The 16,010-nt window shown below is 71.1% G+C and carries 14 protein-coding genes; 6 read left to right on the top strand and 8 right to left on the bottom strand.

Annotated elements, in window-relative coordinates; genetic code table 11:
- The first annotated feature begins 132 nt into the window (after window positions 1-132).
- The 5 genes from LDO26_RS11645 to LDO26_RS11665 all read left to right on the top strand — a co-directional run bounded on the left by LDO26_RS11645 (window position 133) and on the right by LDO26_RS11665 (window position 7,762).
- A complete protein-coding gene (locus LDO26_RS11645) occupies window positions 133-1,251 on the top strand; it encodes an efflux RND transporter periplasmic adaptor subunit (protein WP_232131268.1) in 1,119 nt (372 codons plus the stop codon).
- Window positions 1,248-4,382 (top strand): efflux RND transporter permease subunit, encoded by a 3,135-nt coding sequence (locus LDO26_RS11650; RefSeq protein WP_232131269.1) that lies wholly within the window; start codon window positions 1,248-1,250, stop codon window positions 4,380-4,382. The genes LDO26_RS11645 and LDO26_RS11650 overlap by 4 nt, the downstream gene beginning before the upstream one ends.
- A 274-nt stretch (window positions 4,383-4,656) precedes the next feature.
- Entirely contained in the window at window positions 4,657-5,202 is a 546-nt protein-coding gene (locus LDO26_RS11655; RefSeq protein WP_232131270.1) for a GNAT family N-acetyltransferase, read from the top strand.
- 114 nt (window positions 5,203-5,316) lie between these two features.
- Window positions 5,317-6,807: an alanine/glycine:cation symporter family protein gene (locus tag LDO26_RS11660; protein WP_232131271.1), complete on the top strand. Its 1,491-nt coding sequence runs from the start codon at window positions 5,317-5,319 to the stop codon at window positions 6,805-6,807.
- Window positions 6,808-6,868: 61 nt separating this feature from the next.
- Window positions 6,869-7,762, top strand: a complete 894-nt coding sequence (locus LDO26_RS11665; RefSeq protein WP_232131272.1) for a TrmH family RNA methyltransferase — start codon at window positions 6,869-6,871, stop codon at window positions 7,760-7,762.
- 112 nt (window positions 7,763-7,874) lie between these two features.
- On the opposite strand, the gene LDO26_RS11670 is transcribed toward LDO26_RS11665, so the two are convergent.
- The 4 genes from LDO26_RS11670 to LDO26_RS11685 form a co-directional block, all read right to left on the bottom strand.
- Window positions 7,875-9,314 carry a M28 family peptidase gene (locus LDO26_RS11670; RefSeq protein ID WP_435594078.1) on the bottom strand — a complete coding sequence of 480 codons (1,440 nt, stop codon included), beginning with the start codon at window positions 9,312-9,314 and terminating at the stop codon, window positions 7,875-7,877.
- Window positions 9,315-9,494: 180 nt separating this feature from the next.
- Entirely contained in the window at window positions 9,495-9,908 is a 414-nt protein-coding gene (mscL, locus tag LDO26_RS11675) for a large-conductance mechanosensitive channel protein MscL (protein ID WP_232131274.1), read from the bottom strand.
- A gap of 39 nt (window positions 9,909-9,947) precedes the next feature.
- Entirely contained in the window at window positions 9,948-10,673 is a 726-nt protein-coding gene (locus LDO26_RS11680) for a fumarylacetoacetate hydrolase family protein (protein WP_232131275.1), read from the bottom strand.
- Between the two features lie 94 nt (window positions 10,674-10,767).
- Window positions 10,768-11,064 carry a hypothetical protein gene (locus LDO26_RS11685; protein WP_232131276.1) on the bottom strand — a complete coding sequence of 99 codons (297 nt, stop codon included), beginning with the start codon at window positions 11,062-11,064 and terminating at the stop codon, window positions 10,768-10,770.
- An 80-nt stretch (window positions 11,065-11,144) separates the two neighbouring features.
- Between LDO26_RS11685 and LDO26_RS11690 the strand changes: the two genes are divergently transcribed.
- Window positions 11,145-11,498, top strand: coding sequence for a Rieske (2Fe-2S) protein (locus tag LDO26_RS11690; RefSeq protein ID WP_232131277.1), 354 nt, complete (start codon window positions 11,145-11,147; stop codon window positions 11,496-11,498).
- A 48-nt stretch (window positions 11,499-11,546) separates the two neighbouring features.
- On the opposite strand, the gene LDO26_RS11695 is transcribed toward LDO26_RS11690, so the two are convergent.
- The 4 genes from LDO26_RS11695 to LDO26_RS11710 all read right to left on the bottom strand — a co-directional run bounded on the left by LDO26_RS11695 (window position 11,547) and on the right by LDO26_RS11710 (window position 16,006).
- Window positions 11,547-13,397 carry an SLC13 family permease gene (locus tag LDO26_RS11695; RefSeq protein WP_232131278.1) on the bottom strand — a complete coding sequence of 617 codons (1,851 nt, stop codon included), beginning with the start codon at window positions 13,395-13,397 and terminating at the stop codon, window positions 11,547-11,549.
- A gap of 99 nt (window positions 13,398-13,496) precedes the next feature.
- On the bottom strand, window positions 13,497-14,249 hold the full coding sequence (gene trmB, locus LDO26_RS11700) for a tRNA (guanosine(46)-N7)-methyltransferase TrmB (RefSeq protein WP_232131279.1): 753 nt from the start codon (window positions 14,247-14,249) through the stop codon (window positions 13,497-13,499).
- Window positions 14,246-15,043, bottom strand: a complete 798-nt coding sequence (locus LDO26_RS11705) for a thiazole synthase (RefSeq protein ID WP_232131280.1) — start codon at window positions 15,041-15,043, stop codon at window positions 14,246-14,248. The genes trmB and LDO26_RS11705 overlap by 4 nt, the downstream gene beginning before the upstream one ends.
- 93 nt (window positions 15,044-15,136) lie before the next feature.
- The gene (locus LDO26_RS11710; protein WP_232131281.1) at window positions 15,137-16,006 is read right to left on the bottom strand and encodes an energy transducer TonB; all 870 of its coding nucleotides are present in this window, start codon (window positions 16,004-16,006) and stop codon (window positions 15,137-15,139) included.
- Window positions 16,007-16,010: the final 4 nt, after the last annotated feature.

The raw sequence follows: 16,010 nt of genomic DNA on the forward strand, positions 1-16,010 counted from the left end.
AAAACGCACGCGCGCACCATCGGTTGACGTGGAACGCTGTTTTTTCATATCAGCTGATGGCACAGGTCGCGTCACGGGCCTGCGGGTAATATCGGGCGGTTTTCACGACCGCTGCCAGGCCCACCCTTGTCCATGTTTCCGCTTCGCCCCTCGCCATCGCCTGTCCAGCGGTTCCGTCTGTCCCTCGCCATCGGCGCGCTGGCGCTGTTGTCGGCCTGCGGTGGCGGCAAGCCGGTGGGCGCTCCGGGCGCCGGCGCGTCCGCGGTCCCGGTGACCACCACGGTGGTGGCGCCGCGCGAGTGGCACGACACGATCGCCGCGCTCGGCACCGTGAATGCGCGCGAGTCGATCACGGTGACGGCGAAGGTCAGCGAGACCGTCGAGCGCGTGCATTTCGACAGCGGCGACGACGTGGCGGCCGGCGCGGTGCTGGTCACCCTGTCGGGCAACCAGCAGCAGGCCACGCTGCAGGCGGCGGAAGCCGCGGCGGCCGATGCCGAGCAGCAGTACCGGCGCGGCAACGAACTGGCGGCCCAGCAGCTGATCGCGCGCGCCTCGGTCGATACCCTGCGCGCGACCCGCGACAGCGCCCGCGCCCGCGTCGCCGAGATGCGCGCCAACATCGGCGACCGCAACATCCGTGCCCCGTTCGCCGGCGTGCTCGGCATCCGCCAGGTCAGCCCCGGCGCGCTGGTCACCCCGGGCACGCCGATCGCCACGCTCGACGACATCTCGTCGGTCTACGTCGACTTCCCGGTGCCCGAGACCCGCCTGGCGCGGGTCGCGCCGGGCCAGCCGCTGGCCGGCCGCAGCGCCGCGTACCCGGGCCAGCTGTTCGAGGGCGAGGTGCAGACCATCGACACCCGCATCGACCCGGCCTCGCGCGCGGTCACCGTGCGCGGCAGCTTCGCCAACCCCGACCGCAGGCTGCATCCGGGCATGCTGATCCAGGTGCAGCTGCAGCAGCGTGCCCGGCAGGCGATGATGGTGCCGGAGATCGCGGTGATCCAGGTCGGCCGCGACACCTTCGTCTACCTGGTCGGCGAGGACGAGACCGTGAGCCAGGCGCCGATCGACGTCGGCGTGCGCGAGGACGGGCTGGTGGAGGTCGTCGAGGGCCTGGCGCCGGGTGACCGCATCGTCGTCGACGGCACCGGCAAGCTGCGCCCGGGCATGACCATCACCGAGGGCACCGTGGCCGAGGCCAAGGCGCAACCGGCCGATACCGGCACGGACGGTCCCGCGGAATGAAGCTCTCCGACATCTCGATCCGCCGCCCGGTGTTCGCGGTGGTCATCAGCCTGCTGCTGGTGGTGCTGGGCATCATGGCGTTCAGCCGGCTGACGCTGCGCGAACTGCCGAACATCGACCCGCCGATCGTCTCGGTCGACGTCAGCTATCCCGGCGCCTCGGCCGCGGTCGTCGAGACCCGCATCACCCAGATCCTCGAGGACGCGCTGGCCGGCATCGAAGGCATCCGCACGATCGAGTCGCGCAGCCGCAACGGCCGCGCCGACGCCACCATCGAGTTCAACCTGACCCGCGACATCGAGGCCGCCGCCAACGACGTGCGCGATGCGATCAGCCGCGTCGCCGACCGCATGCCGATCGAGGCGGACCCGCCGGAGATCTCCAAGGTCGAGGCCGACGCCGACCCGATCATGTGGCTGAACATGCGCTCCACGACGATGGACACGATGGAGCTCAGCGACTACGCCGACCGCTACATCGTCGACCGCCTGTCGTCGCTCGACGGCGTGGCCCGGGTGCAGCTCAGCGGCGCGCAGCGCTACGCGATGCGGATCTGGCTCGACCGCGACGCGATGGCCGCGCGCAACGTCACCGCCAACGAGGTCGAGACCGCGCTGCGCGAGCAGAACGTCGAGCTGCCCGCCGGCAGCATCGAGTCGCAGGACCGCGACTTCACCCTGCGCGTGGAGCGCGGCTTCCGCGAGCCGGACCAGTTCGCGCAGATCCCGATCCGCCGCGACGCCAACGGCTACGTGATCCGCATGGGCGACGTCGCCAGCGTCGAGCTCGGGGTCGAGGAGCGGCGCTCGTACATGCGCAGCAATTCGGTCCCCAACGTCGGGCTGGGCATCGTGCGCACGTCGATCGCCAATGCGCTGGACGTGGCGACCGCGGCGCGCGCCGAGGCCGCGCGCATCCAGCAGACCCTGCCGGAAGGCACCGAGATCTTCGTCGCCGCCGACAACACGGTGTTCATCGATGCGGCGATCACCCGCGTCTACTGGACCCTGTTCGAGGCGATGGCCCTGGTGTTCGTGGTCATCTGGCTGTTCCTCGGCAGCCTGCGTGCGGCGCTGATCCCGGCGGTCACCGTGCCGGTGTGCCTGATCGCGGCGTTCATCGCGCTGTATGCGTTCGGTTTCTCGATCAACCTGCTGACCCTGCTCGCGCTGGTGCTGTGCATCGGGCTGGTGGTCGACGACGCGATCATCGTGCTGGAGAACGTGCAGCGCCGCGCCGACCTGGGCGAGCCGCCGCTGGTGGCCGCGCGCCGCGGCACCGCGCAGGTCGCGTTCGCGGTGATCGCCACGACCGCGGTGCTGGTCGCGGTGTTCCTGCCGGTCGGGTTCATGGAAGGCAATTCCGGCCGCCTGTTCCGCGAGCTTTCGGTCGCGCTGGCGGGCGCGGTGGCGCTGTCGGCGTTCATCGCGCTGACCCTGACGCCGATGATGTGTTCCAAGCTGGTGCGTCCGCACGGCAAGCAGCGCGGTTTCAATGCCTGGATGAACCGCCAGCTCGGCCGGCTCAGCGACGGTTACGGCCGGCGCATCGACGGACTGGTGGCGCTGCCGCGCACGCGGCTGCTGCTGTTGCTGCTGGCCGCGATGACGGCATGCGCGGTGGCCGCGGTGCTGCTGTTCTGGCGCGTCCCCAGCGAACTGTCCCCGGCCGAGGACCGCGGCCGGTTCATGGTCGGCATCGACGGCCCAGAAGGCGCGGGCTTCGACTATACCGTCGGCCAGATGCAGCAGGTCGAGGCGATCTTCGCCGGCTATGTCGGCGACGACCAGCCGATCGAGCGCGCCAATTCGCGGGTGCCGCGCGGCTGGGGCGGCAGCGAGGACATGCACACCGGGCAGGTGATCGTGTTCCTGCAGGACTGGCGCAAGCGCAGCACCAGCACCGCCGACATCGTCGAGCAGCTGCGCGGCGAGTTTGCCCAGCTGCCCGGCGTGCAGGCCCGCGCCAACGTGCCCGGCGGCCTGGTCGGCAGCCGCGGCCAGCGCTACCAGCTGGTGCTCGGCGGTCCCGACTACGCCGAGATCGCGCAATGGCGCGACCGCATGCTCGCGCGCATGCGCGAGAACCCCGGCATCCAGGATCCGGATTCGGACTACAAGGAAACCCGGCCGCAGATGCGCGTCGACATCGACCGCGCGCGCGCCGCCGACCTCGGCGTGTCGGTGCAGGAGATCGGCCGCACGCTGGAGACGATGATGGGCTCGCGCCAGGTCACGACCTTCGTCGACAACGGCGAGGAGTACGACGTGATCCTGCAGGCCGGGCGCGAACGGCGGATGACGCCGGGCGATCTCGCCGACACCTTCGTGCGCGGCCATGGCGATGCGCTGGTCCCGCTGTCGAACCTGGTGACGCTCAGCGAGATCGCCGAGCCGGGCAGCTTCAACCGCTTCAACCGCCTGCGCGCGATCACCATCGCCGCCGGTCTTTCCCCCGGCTACTCGATGGGCGAGGCGCTGGAATGGACCCGCCAGGTCGCCGCCGAGGAACTGCCCGACTACGCCCAGATCGACTGGAAGGGCGAAAGCCGCGAGTTCCAGGAGGCCGGCGGCGCGGTGCTGCTGACCTTCGCGATGGCGCTGCTGATCGTCTACTTGGTGCTGGCCGCGCAGTTCGAGAGTTTCGTGCATCCGCTGGTGATCATGCTGACGGTGCCGCTGGCGGTGCTCGGCGCGCTGATCGGGCTGTGGGCGACCGGCGGCACGCTGAACCTGTTCAGCCAGATCGGCATCGTCATGCTGATCGGCCTGGCGGCGAAGAACGGCATCCTGATCGTCGAGTTCGCCAACCAGCTGCGCGACGAGGGCAGGAGCGTGCGCGAGGCGATCGGCGAAGCCTCGGCGGTGCGCCTGCGGCCGATCCTGATGACCTCGGCGGCCACCATCATGGGCGCGATCCCGCTGGTGGCCGCCGGCGGCCCCGGTTCGGCCAGTCGCGCGACGATCGGCGTGGTGGTGATCTTCGGCGTCGCGTTCTCGACGCTGCTGTCGCTGTTCGTGGTGCCGGCGTTCTATGCGCTGCTGGCGCCGTTCACCCGTTCGCCCGAAGCGCTTGCGCGCGAACTCGAGCGGCTCGAGGCGGAGACCCCGGCGGTCGGCGGCCACGCCTGAAGAAGAACCGGGGTCGGCGCGCATTTCCCGGATCGCAGGGCGGGCCAGCGTCCCGACACCAGGACGCCCGATCGAGCCGTGTCGGGTGGCTCCACCGACTTGCGCGAACCCGGATGCCCCGCGCATGTCGGCCGCGTGGGGCCGACCTACGATCCTGCGCAGGTCGGGGCAACGCCCCCGACGCCAGGACCTGCCGGGGCGGCGCGGCCCTCGCCAGATCCGGGAAGAACGTGCACGCTGTCCCCGGGTTTTTCCAGATCGCGGTGCTTTCAAGATGGCGACACCCTGGGACACGGTCCGCCTCGACGGCGACGGTTTCGTGCTGCGCCGCTGGCGCGGCGACGACATCGATGCGCTGCTGCGGCATGCCGACGATGCCGCGGTCGTGCGCGGCCTCAGCGACCGCTTCCCGCATCCCTATACCCGCGCCGACGGCGAGGCTTTCCTGGCCGGCCGGGTCGTCGACCTGTCCGGTCCGGTGCTGGCGATCGAGATCGACGGCGCGGCCTGTGGCGGCATCGGCATCCGCCAGGGCGCGGGCGAGCGTGCGCACGGCGCCGAGCTCGGCTACTGGCTGGGACGCGCGTACTGGAACCGCGGCGTCATGCGCCGGGTCGTCGCGCGCTACCTGCCGTGGGTCATGGACGCGCTGGCGCTTTCGCGGCTGCAGGCCAACGTGCTCGACATCAATCCGGCCTCGGCGCGCGTGCTGCAGCACAACGGCTTCGTCGAGGAGGGCCGGCTGCGCGGCGCGGTGCGCAAGCCCGACGGCCTGCACGACCTGCGCGTGTTCGGCCTGCTGCGCGATCCGCCGGGGTAGGCATGCGGCGTGGGCACGCCGACGCGCGCGGGCTGCGCAGGCGCGTCGCTTTCGTGCAGAATCGAGCGTTCGCGTGCGACACGCGCCCTCCCACCGAAACCCGGAGCCCGCTCGATGGACCAGTTCCTCACCGCCCTCAACGGCCTGATCTGGAGCAAGGCGCTGATCGCGCTTTGCCTGGGCGCCGGCCTGTGGTTCTCGTTCCGTACCCGCTTCATGCAGGTGCGCGGCTTCATCGAGATGACCCGGCTGACCTTCACCGGCCACAGTTCGGATGCGGGCGTGTCCTCGTTCCAGGCGCTGGCGCTGTCGATGTCCGGGCGCATCGGCATCGGCAACATCGCCGGCGTCGCCACCGCGATCGCCTTCGGCGGGCCCGGCGCGGTGTTTTGGATGTGGGTCATGGGCTTCCTCGGCGCGTCGACGTCGTTCGTCGAGTGCTGCCTGGCGCAGATCTACAAGGAGAAGGACAACCAGGGCAAGTACCGCGGCGGTCCGGCCTACTACATCGAGAAGGGGCTGGGCCTGAAGTGGTACGCGTGGGTGTTCGCGCTGGCGACCATCATCGCCACCGGCTTCCTGATGCCGGGCGTGCAGGCCAATGCCATCGCCGACAGCGCCAGCAATTTCTGCAACAGCGCGGCGTTCTGTCCCGACCTGTCCGGCCAGTGGCGGGGCATGGATGCCGAGTTCGCGTTCAAGCTCGGCATCGGCATCGTGGTCGGCCTGATGCTGGCATTGATCATCTTCGGCGGGCTCAAGCGCATCGCCCAGGTGGCCGAGGTGGTGGTCCCGTTCATTGCGATCGGCTACATCCTGACCGCGGTCACGATCATGGCGCTGAACATCGAGTTCCTGCCGACGATGTTCCGGATCATCTTCGAGAGCGCGTTCGGCATCCATGCGGGCTTCGGCGCGATCCTGGGCCTGGCGATCGAATGGGGCGTCAAGCGCGGCATCTACGCCAACGAGGCCGGGCAGGGCACCGGGCCGCACGCGGCGGCGGCGGCCGAGGTCTCGCACCCGGCCAAGCAGGGCTACGTGCAGGCCTGGGCGATCTATTTCGACACCATGCTGATCTGCACCTCGACGGCCTTCATCGTGCTGGCGACCGGCATGTACAACGTGGTCACGCCCGACGGCGTCATGTTGCAGGAGGCCCTGCCGGGCGTGGCCGCGGGCGCCGGCTTCGTGCAGGCCGGCATCGACGCGGTGCTGCCGGGATGGGGCAACGGCTTCGTGGCGGTGGCGCTGTTCTTCTTCGCCTTCACCACGATCATGGCCTACTACTACATGGCCGAGACCAACCTGACCTACGTCAACGGCCACAAGGTGCGGCCGCTGGCGACGCTGGCGCTGCGCCTCGGCATCGTGGCGATGACGATCTACGGCACGGTGCGTACCGCGGAGATGGCTTGGACGCTGGGCGATATCGGCGTGGGCCTGATGGCCTGGCTCAACATCGTCGCGATCCTGCTGCTGCAGAAGCCCGCGCTGCTGGCGCTGCGCGACTACGAGCGGCAGAAGAAGCTGGGCCTGGACCCGACCTTCGACCCCGATGCGCTGGGCATCCGCAACGCCGACTTCTGGCGGGGCAGGACGTGAGCTCCCGGTCCTGCGGCGTGACCGGCCGTGCAGCCGGGCGATCGGGCGGCAGGGGCGCGCGATGACGAAGCCGCGCTGGCCCGGCGGCGGTGGCCGTGGTGGTTCCCGCGTCCCGGCACCCGGTCGCGATGCGCCGTGGCCGGGGCGTGCACGGCCCGCGGCGACGAGTGCTGCGCCCGCCCCGCGTGACGCCGCGCCGCAGGACGGGCCCGAGCTCGAGGACCGGCGCGAGTTGCGGCTCTACGGCCGCAACGCGGTCGACGCCGTGTTCGCGCGCCGGCCCGAGGCGATCCGCAAGGTCTATCTGCTCGAAGCGCGGATCCCGCAGCTGCAGCCGCTGCTGAAATGGTGCGCGGCCAACCGGGTCGGCTACCGCGTGGTCGCCGAGGACGACCTGCGCAGGCTCGCCGCTAGCGCGCACCACGAGGGCATCGTCGCCGACGTGCTGCGCGAGACGCCGCTGTCGCTGGGCGCGTGGCTGCAGGCGCTGCCGGACGGGCCGCAATGCGCGCTGTGGCTCGACGGCGTCGGCAACCCGCACAACCTCGGCGCGATCCTGCGCTCGGCGGCGCACTTCGGCGCCGGTGCGGTGCTGTTGCCCAAGGGTTCGCCGCTGGCGCTGTCGGGCGCCGCGGCGCGCGTGGCCGAGGGCGGCGCCGAGGCGGTGCCGTTCGTGCGCCTCGGGCGCGAGGACAACGCGCTGGCGCAGCTGCGCAGCGCCGGCTTCCAACTGGCGGCGACGGTGGTGCGCGGGGGCGACGACCTGTTCGCCGCGCGCCTGCCCGGGCGGCTGGTCTACGTGCTCGGCGCCGAGGGCGAGGGCATGGATCCGGCACTGGCGTCAGCCTGCGACCTGCGCCTCGGGATTCCCGGCAGCGGCGCGGTCGAGAGCCTCAACGTGGCCGCGGCGACGGCGGTGCTGCTCGCGGCCTGGCGACAGACCGCCTCGTCGTAACGCGCGCCGGTGTGCGCGCGTTACGAACGGTAGGGCGAGTCTCGACCCGCCGTCCCTGTATCACGCGATGGCGGGTAGAGACCCGCCCTACGCGGCTTCGCGCTTGTGCGTCCTACGGCGCTTCGGCCTTCGGCGCGCTGCCGAAACTCTCTTCGGACTCCGCCGCCAGCCAGGCGAACACCGCGTAGGCGGCGGTGTTCTGCGCGACCGCGTCGGGGTCGACCTTGTCGAGGGTGTCGTCGGCGTTGTGGTGCAGGTCGAAGTAGTCGGTGCCGTCCTGGCCCAGCCAGGCCCAGGCGCCGCCCTTCTGTGCCAGCGGCACGATGTCGGGGCCGGGGCCGCCCTTGTCCTGCAGGTAGTCGATGCCGAGCGGGCGCAGCACCTCGGCGATCGCGTCGCTGGTCGCGCGCTGCCCGGCCGGTGCGCTGGTGTTGAAGCCGTAGATGCGGCCGGCGCCGAAGTCGCTTTCCGCGCCGACCACGTGGCGCGCGATCACGTCGGCGCCGCCGTGCGCCTCGGCGTAGGCGCGCGCGCCGAGCAGCCCCTGCTCCTCGTTGGCGAAGGCGACCACGCGCAGGCTGCGGCGTGGGCGCTGCGGCTGCTGCGCCACCAGGTGGCCGGCGGCCATGGTGATGCCGACACCGGATGCGTCGTCGACCGCGCCGGTGCCCAGGTCCCAGGAATCCAGGTGCCCGGCGATCAGCACGATCTCCTCGGGGCGCTCGCGCCCGGTCAGTTCCGCGATGACGTTGTGCGAGGTGTATTCGCCGTTCCAGCCGACGTCCAGCGCCAGCCGCACCTGCACCGGGCCGAATCGCAGCAGCCGCGTCAGCTGGTCGGCGTCGGGCAGCGACAGGGCGGCCGCCGGGATCGGGGTGACGTCGGCGTCGAAGCGGGTGATGCCGGTGTTGGCGACGCGGTGCGGGCTGGTGCCGATCGAGCGCATCAGGTACGCGGCGGCGCCCTTGCGCGCGGCGATCGACGGGCCACGGCTGCGCACCGGGCCGGCCTTGCCGTAGCCGCTGCCGTCGCGGGTGCGTTCCATCGGCATGTCGACGAAGACGATCCGGCCGGCCAGCGTGGCCGGGTCGGCCGCCTCCAGCGCCTCGATGCCGTCGAAGCGCACCAGGTCCGCGCTGACGTCGCCGCCGGGGCTGCCGCCGAGCGCGGTGATCACCAGCGGCTGGGCATGTGCGCCCAGCACCGCGGCCGATTCGCTGCGCCGTTCCCACTTGGGGAAGGTCACCGGCTCGGTCCAGACCCGGTCATAGCCCAGTGCTTCGAAGCGCGCCTTCGCCCAGGCGACCGCGCGCGCGTCGGCCTCGCTGCCGGGCAGGCGCGGGCCGATCTCGGTGGTCAGCGATTCGATCAGCGTCCAGGCGGTGTCGTCGGCCAGCGCCTGTTCGCGCAGCCGCGCCGCGATGTCCAGCGTGGACTGCGGCAACGGCGCCGCCTGCGGCGCGTGCTGCTGCGCAGCCTGCCCGGACTGCGCCTGCGCGGGCGTCGCCACCAGCAGCGCGGTCGCCAGCAGTGCGGCGGACAGGGGCTTCAGGCTCGGGGCAACGACACGCATGCGGATCTCCTGCAACGGAAGCGGGTGGGGAAGAGCAAGTGGGAACACTCGGGTGGAGCGAAGGCAATCGGGTCGGGCAAGAACAACGGGCCGCGGCATTGTCGCCCGCGGCCCGGTGGATGCATCGCCGGTGGCGTCCCCCGTATGGGACGGCCGGGATTATTTCTGCAGCGAATCGCGGATCTGGCGCAGCAGCAGCACTTCCTCGCTCGGCTCCGGCGGCGCGGCCGGCTCCTCCGCCTTGGTGCGATGCAGGCGGTTGATCAGCTTGACCAGCAGGAAGATCGCGAACGCGACGATGACGAACTGCACCACGCTGTTGATGAACAGGCCGTAGCCCAGCACGACCGCCGGCACTTCGGTGCCGTCGGCGGCGATGGTGGCCGGTTTCAGCGTCACCGCGAGACTGGAGAAGTCGATGCCGCCGATCAGCCAGCCGATCGGCGGCATGATCACGTTGTCGACCAGCGACGAGACGATCTTTCCGAATGCGCCGCCGATCACGACACCGACCGCGAGGTCGATGACGTTGCCGCGCATCGCGAATTCCTTGAACTCCGACAGCATGCCCATTACCGCAGTCCTTTTCTTCTTGTTGGGAACCCGGACCGACTATACCCGTGCCGGCGCGATGGTGCAGTGCAGCGCCAGCACATCGTCGAGGCGCGCGTCGCAGCGGTCGCCCGGATGCAGCGCCGCGACCCCGGCCGGCGTGCCCATGAACACCAGGTCGCCGGCACGCAGGGCGTAGAGCTTCGAGAGTTCGTGCAGGATCTCGGGCACGTCCCAGATCAGATGGTCCAGCGTCGACGACTGCCGGCGCCGGCCGTTGACGTCCAGCGTCAGCGTGCGCGGCGCAAGCGGCTCGACAGCGGCGGCCGGGACCAGGGTGCCGACCGGGGCGGATGCGTCGAAGCCCTTGGCGATGTCCCACGGCAGGCCCTTGGCCTTGGCCGCGGCCTGCAGGTCGCGGCGGGTCAGGTCCAGGCCCAGCGCATAGCCGAACACCAGCGACGGCGCCGATTCGACCGGCAGCACGCCGGCGGACGCATCCCGGCCGAGCGCGACCACCAGTTCCACCTCGTGGTGGAGCTCGGCGGTCGCCGACGGATACGGCACATCGGGTCCGGTGACCACGGCATCGGCCGGCTTCATGAAGAACACCGGCGTGCCGCGCTCGGCCTTCGAGGCCGGCGCGGCCGCGCCCATCTCGCGCGCGTGGTCGGCGAAGTTGCGGCCGACGCAGTAGACCCTGTGGACCGGGAAGGTGCCGCCGCCCCGGACCGGAATGCGCGTGGGTGCTGGCGGGGCGACGACGTCGTGGAACGGTTCGGTCATGACGGGTACTCGCGGCGACGCGGGCGCCGCACGGGCGAAGGTGCCCGGGTGGGGAAAGCGCGGGCGGGCCTGCCGCGGCGGGCGCCGTGGACGGTCAGCGCAGCAGCGGCTCGTCGCGTTCGCGCACGACGCGGTATTCGGCATCGACGATGTGCGCGTCGCGGGCCGGCGTGGCGCGCGGGCGCAGCAGCAGGCGGCGGGCGAGTCCCAGCAGGATCATCGCCGCGCCGACGAACAGGCCCAGCACCAGCAGCACGCCCAGCAGCGCCACACCGATCAGCCCCAGCGCCAGGCGCAGCAGCGGATGCCGGGGCTTGCGCGGCGCGAACATCGCGCGCACGCCGGAGGCATCGAAACGGGCATGGAGATCGCTGAAGAAGGCGTTGGACATGGGCAGCTGGCGGCTCGTGACACAATGGGGACCATCCGGTCGACCCCGTCAGTATCGGTCGACGCGCCGCTGGAGTTGTAATGCCTTCGTTAAATCCGCGTGATAGGACGGCGCCTTTGCTGGCGCTCGACGCGATCGCCGATGGCGGTTTCGCCGAAGTCGAGGTCGACCTCGACGGCGACGCCGAATCGCTGCTGCTGTACCGCGACGGTGCGGCCGTACGCGGCTGGCTCAACATCTGCCCGCATGCCGGCCGCCGGCTCGACTGGGCGCCGGGCCAGTTCCTGAAGTCGAAGGACGGCCACGTGGTGTGCGCTGCGCATGGCGCGAGCTTCGAACTGGGCGACGGCCTGTGCGTGGCGGGGCCCTGCAAGGGCGAGTCGCTGCGCGCGGTGCCGCTCACGGTCCGCGATGGGCAGGTGCTGCTCGCCTGAACGGGTCCGGGCGTGGGGCCGGAGACGGCTCCGCCTGCATGCGTGTTCTCAGAACAGCAGGTTGACCATCACCACCACGATCACCGTGTACATCAGCGAGATCGGCAAGCCGATCTTCCACAGCTCGCGCGCCTTGTAGCCGGCCGGGCCGGTGATCATCGACATCACCGGGTTGGACTGGGTCATGAAGTTGTTCGAGGCCGACAGCGCGACGATCAGCGCGAACGCGGTCGGGTTGCCGCCGACCGCCAGTGCCAGGTTGATCGCCAGCGGCACGACGACGATCGTCGCGCCGACGTGGCTGATGACCAGCGAGAACGCCGCGGTCAACAGCGCCACCGCCACCTCCAGCAGCCAGATCGGCACGCCCTCGGGCAGGCGCTCGATGGTGTGGCCGGCGACCCAGGCCGCGGCGCCGCTGCCGTCCATCGCCCAGCCCAGCGGGATCAGGCAGGCCATCAGGAATACGGTCTTCCAGTTGATCGCCCCGTAGGCCTCGTCCATCTTCAGCACGCCGAACACCAGCATGCCGGCGACGCCGGCCATCAGCGCGATCGAGGTCGGCACCCGCGCCGACAGCGCGATCAGCATCGTCACCGCGAAGATCGCCATCGCGACCTTGAACTTGTGCGGGCGCTGCTCGCCCTTGGGGTAGTCGGTGACGACGACGAAATCCAGTGACTTCGCGGTCCGTGCCAGGTCCTGCCAGATGCTGTGCACGACCAGCATGTCGCCGGCGCGCAGCGCGGTGTTGCGGATGTTGTCGCGCAGTACCGTCTTGTCGCGGTTGATCGCCAGCAGGCGCAGGCCGTACTTGCGGCGCAGCTCCAGGTCGCCCGGGGTCTTGCCGATGAACTTCGAGGTCGGCGGCACCACGGCCTCGGCGATGCCGGCCCGGCTCGGGTTGAACAGGTCGCCGAAGTTGCGCAGCCGCGTGCTCATGCGCAGGAACTGGTTCTGGGCGAAGTCGGCGACCTGCTGGCGCGGGCCCATCGCGCCGATCACGCTGCCCACCCAGATGCGCGCATCCGGCGGCGGCGCCAGCCGCGATTCGTTGTCGGTCTTCAGCGCCAGCAGCACCGGCGCGTCGTGGATCGCCTCGGCCTCGCCGAAGGTCATGCCGACCAGCGGGCTGTCGGCGCCGACCACCAGTTCGAACACGTCGCCCTCGATGCCGTAGGCGCTGGCGAAGTAGCTCTGGGTGCGCGCCGGGGTCACGTTGCTCTCGCCGCCGTCGCCGTCCTCCTCGCGCAGCTCGCGGTTGCCGCGGAAATGGAAGTAGGCCAGGCTCGATGCCAGCAGCACCAGGCCGATCGGCATCGGCGCGAACATGTTCAGCGATTCCAGCGTCGCCGAGCCCGACGGCAGGTTGGCGTTGGCCGCCGTCAGCAGGTCGTTGAGCAGGATCAGCGGCGAGTTGCCGACCATCGTCAGGGTGCCGCCCATGACGATCGCCACCGCGATCGGCAGCAGCAGCTGCGCCAGCCGCAGCCCGGAGCGCGACGCCAGCCGCGAGGCGACCGGCATGTACAGCGCCATCACCGACGGGTTCTGCATCAGCGAGGAGTTCAGGCCGGCGATCGCCGAGGTCAGCAGCAGCATGCGGTCCTCGACCCCCTTCGAGCGCCGCAGCAGCCAGCCGGCCAGCCGGTTCAGCGCGCCGGTGCGGTCCAGGCCGGTGCCGAGGATCATCGTCGCGATCACGCTGATCACCGCGTTCGACGAGAAGCCGTTGAACACGTCCTCGGGCGCGACCAGCCCGGTCAGGCCCAGCATCACCAGCACCACCAGCGCGACCAGGTCCGCGCGCACGCGCTGGAACAGGAACAGCACCATCGTCAGGCCGACCAGGGCCAGGACGATCTTCATGTCGGTGGTGAGGACGAGCCCGGTGTCCATCAGCGCTGGCATCGGCCGGTCGCGGGCGCCGGGGACGGCCCGCCCGGTGCGGCGGGCACCGGCTGTGGTTGCGCGCGTCCTGCGTCCCCGTTCAAGTGACTACCGCTCCCCGGCCTGCGGCACGCGGTCGTAGAGCAGATCCCAGACCCCATGGCCCAGGCGCTGGCCGCGGCTCTCGAAATGGGTCTGCGGCCGCCACGGCGGACGCGGCAGGTGCCCGCGCGCGCCGGCGCGGTTGTGCAGGCCATCGGTGGCGTCGAGCACGTCCCACATCTGCTCGGCATAGTCCTGCCAATCGGTCGCCAGGTGCAAGCGGCCGCCGGGCGCGAGCTTGCGCACCAGCAGCGCGGCGAACGCCGGCTGCACCAGGCGGCGCTTGTTGTGGCGCTTCTTGTGCCAGGGATCGGGGAAGTAGATGCGCACCTCGTCGAGCGCGCTGTCGGCGATCTCGTTCTCGAGCACCTCGACCGCGTCGTGGTGGTAGACGCGGACGTGGTCGCTGCCGTCCTCGGCCAGCGCGTTGAGCAGGCGGCCGACGCCGGGCGCGTGCACCTCGATGCCGATGTGGTCGCGGTCCGGGTCCTGGCGCGCGGAGAAGCGCAGCGCCTCGCCATTGCCGAAGCCGATCTCCAGGATCCGCGGCGCATGGCGGCCGAAGGTGGCGTCGAGATCGCGCGGCCGGCCGCTGTAGTCGAGGCCGAAGCGCGGCCAGGCCTCGTCGAACGCGCGCTGCTGCGCCGGCGTGAAGCGGCCCTGGCGCAGCACGAAGCTGCGGATCTCGCGCCGGCCCTCGGTCACGGTGAACGGCTTGGGCGGCGCTTTGGCGCCATCGCTGGCGAAGGGATCGGTCACGCGATCAACCCGTCGATCGGCGACGAGGCCGAGGCGAAGCGCTTGCGCGGGATGCGCCCGGCCAGGAATGCCTCGCGTCCGGCCTCGACCGCCTTGCGCATCGCCGAGGCCATCAGCACCGGGTCGCGCGCGCCGGCGATCGCGGTGTTCATCAGCACGCCGTCACAGCCCAGCTCCATCGCGATCGCCGCGTCCGAGGCGGTGCCGACGCCGGCGTCGACGATGATCGGCACCTTGGCGTTCTCGATGATCTCCAGCAGGTTGTACCGGTTCTGGATACCCAGGCCCGATCCGATCGGTGCGGCCAGCGGCATCACCGCGGCGCAGCCGATCTCCTCCAGGCGCTTGGCCAGGATCGGGTCGTCGGAGGTGTAGACCATGACGTCGAAGCCGTCGGCGACCAGCTGTTCGGCGGCCTTCAGGGTCTGGATCACGTCCGGGTACAGGGTCTTCCGGTCGCCCAGCACTTCCAGCTTGGTCAGGTTGTGGCCGTCGAGCAGTTCGCGTGCCAGCCGGCAGGTGCGCACCGCGTCCTCGGCGGTATAGCAACCGGCGGTGTTGGGCAGGATGGTGTAGCGCCCGGGCGGCAGCACGTCGAGCAGGTTCGGCTCGCCCGGGTTCTGGCCGATGTTCGTGCGGCGGATCGCCACGGTGACGATCTCGGCACCGGCGGCCTCGGTCGCGGCGCGGGTCTCGTCGAGGTCGCGGAACTTGCCGGTGCCGGTCAGCAGGCGGGAACGGTAGGTCTTGCCGGCGACCGTCAGGCCGGCATCTGGCGTCGGGGAGGTGCTCATGCGTCGATTATCGCCCAAGCGCGGGGCCGATTCCCGCCTCCCGGCGCGATCGGGGTGCGCTTGCGCGCGCGTGGCGGCGCCGCGATCCGCCGCTCAGTTGTCGATCAGCTCGCCGCCGGGCAGGAAGTTCCAGGTGCGGGTGACATGCAGCACGTCGACGTTCTCGTCGGTCTGCGGCAGCGGCGGGTAGGGCTCGGCCAGCTGGGCGATGCGCAGCGCGGCGTCGTCGAGCAGCCGGGTGCCGCTGCTCTTGATGATGTCGGCGCGCTCGACCGAGCCGTCGCGGCGGATCGCGACGCTGATCACCAGTTCGCCGGCCAGCCTGCGCCGGCGCGCCTCGTCGGGATAGTTGAGGTTGCCCACGCGCTCGACCCGGTCGACCCAGCTGCGCAGGTAGCTGGCGTAGGCGTACTCCTGAGTGCTGGCCGAGACGAACTTGCGCTTGGGCCGGCGCGCGTAGCGCTCGGACTGCAGGTGGATCTCCGCCGCCAGCCGCGCCATCGCCAGGTCGCGCTCGATCTTCTCCGGTCCCGGCGGCAGGGTCGACGGATCGGCCTGCAGGCTCGGGTCGGGTGGCGGCATCGGCGTGTCGCCGCGGCTGCTGGCGACGACCCGGTCCTGCGGCGGCTGCCGCGCCTCGGGCGATTGCGCGCGCAGTTCCATCGCCGCCACGCCGGATTCGGGCTGCGGCAACTGGCCGATCTGCGCTTCGCGCGGACGCAGGCTGCGTTCGTGCTCGCCGCCGCCCTGGTTGCTGGCCTGGGCCAGGAAATCCGCCTGCGCCTGGGTCAGCGGGCTGGTGGTCTCGGTCAGGATCACGTCCAGCGTGGGCACCACCGGCGCCGCGTCGCGGGCCGCGAAGCCGATGCCCAGCACCAGCATGCCGTGCACCAGCAGCGACAGCACCAGGGTAGCGCCCAGGCGCGCGCCGTCGTCGATCTGCGGTTGCGGGATGGCAGTCATGCGC

Source organism: Proluteimonas luteida (genome assembly GCF_021191695.1).
GTDB lineage: Bacteria > Pseudomonadota > Gammaproteobacteria > Xanthomonadales > Xanthomonadaceae > Luteimonas > Luteimonas luteida.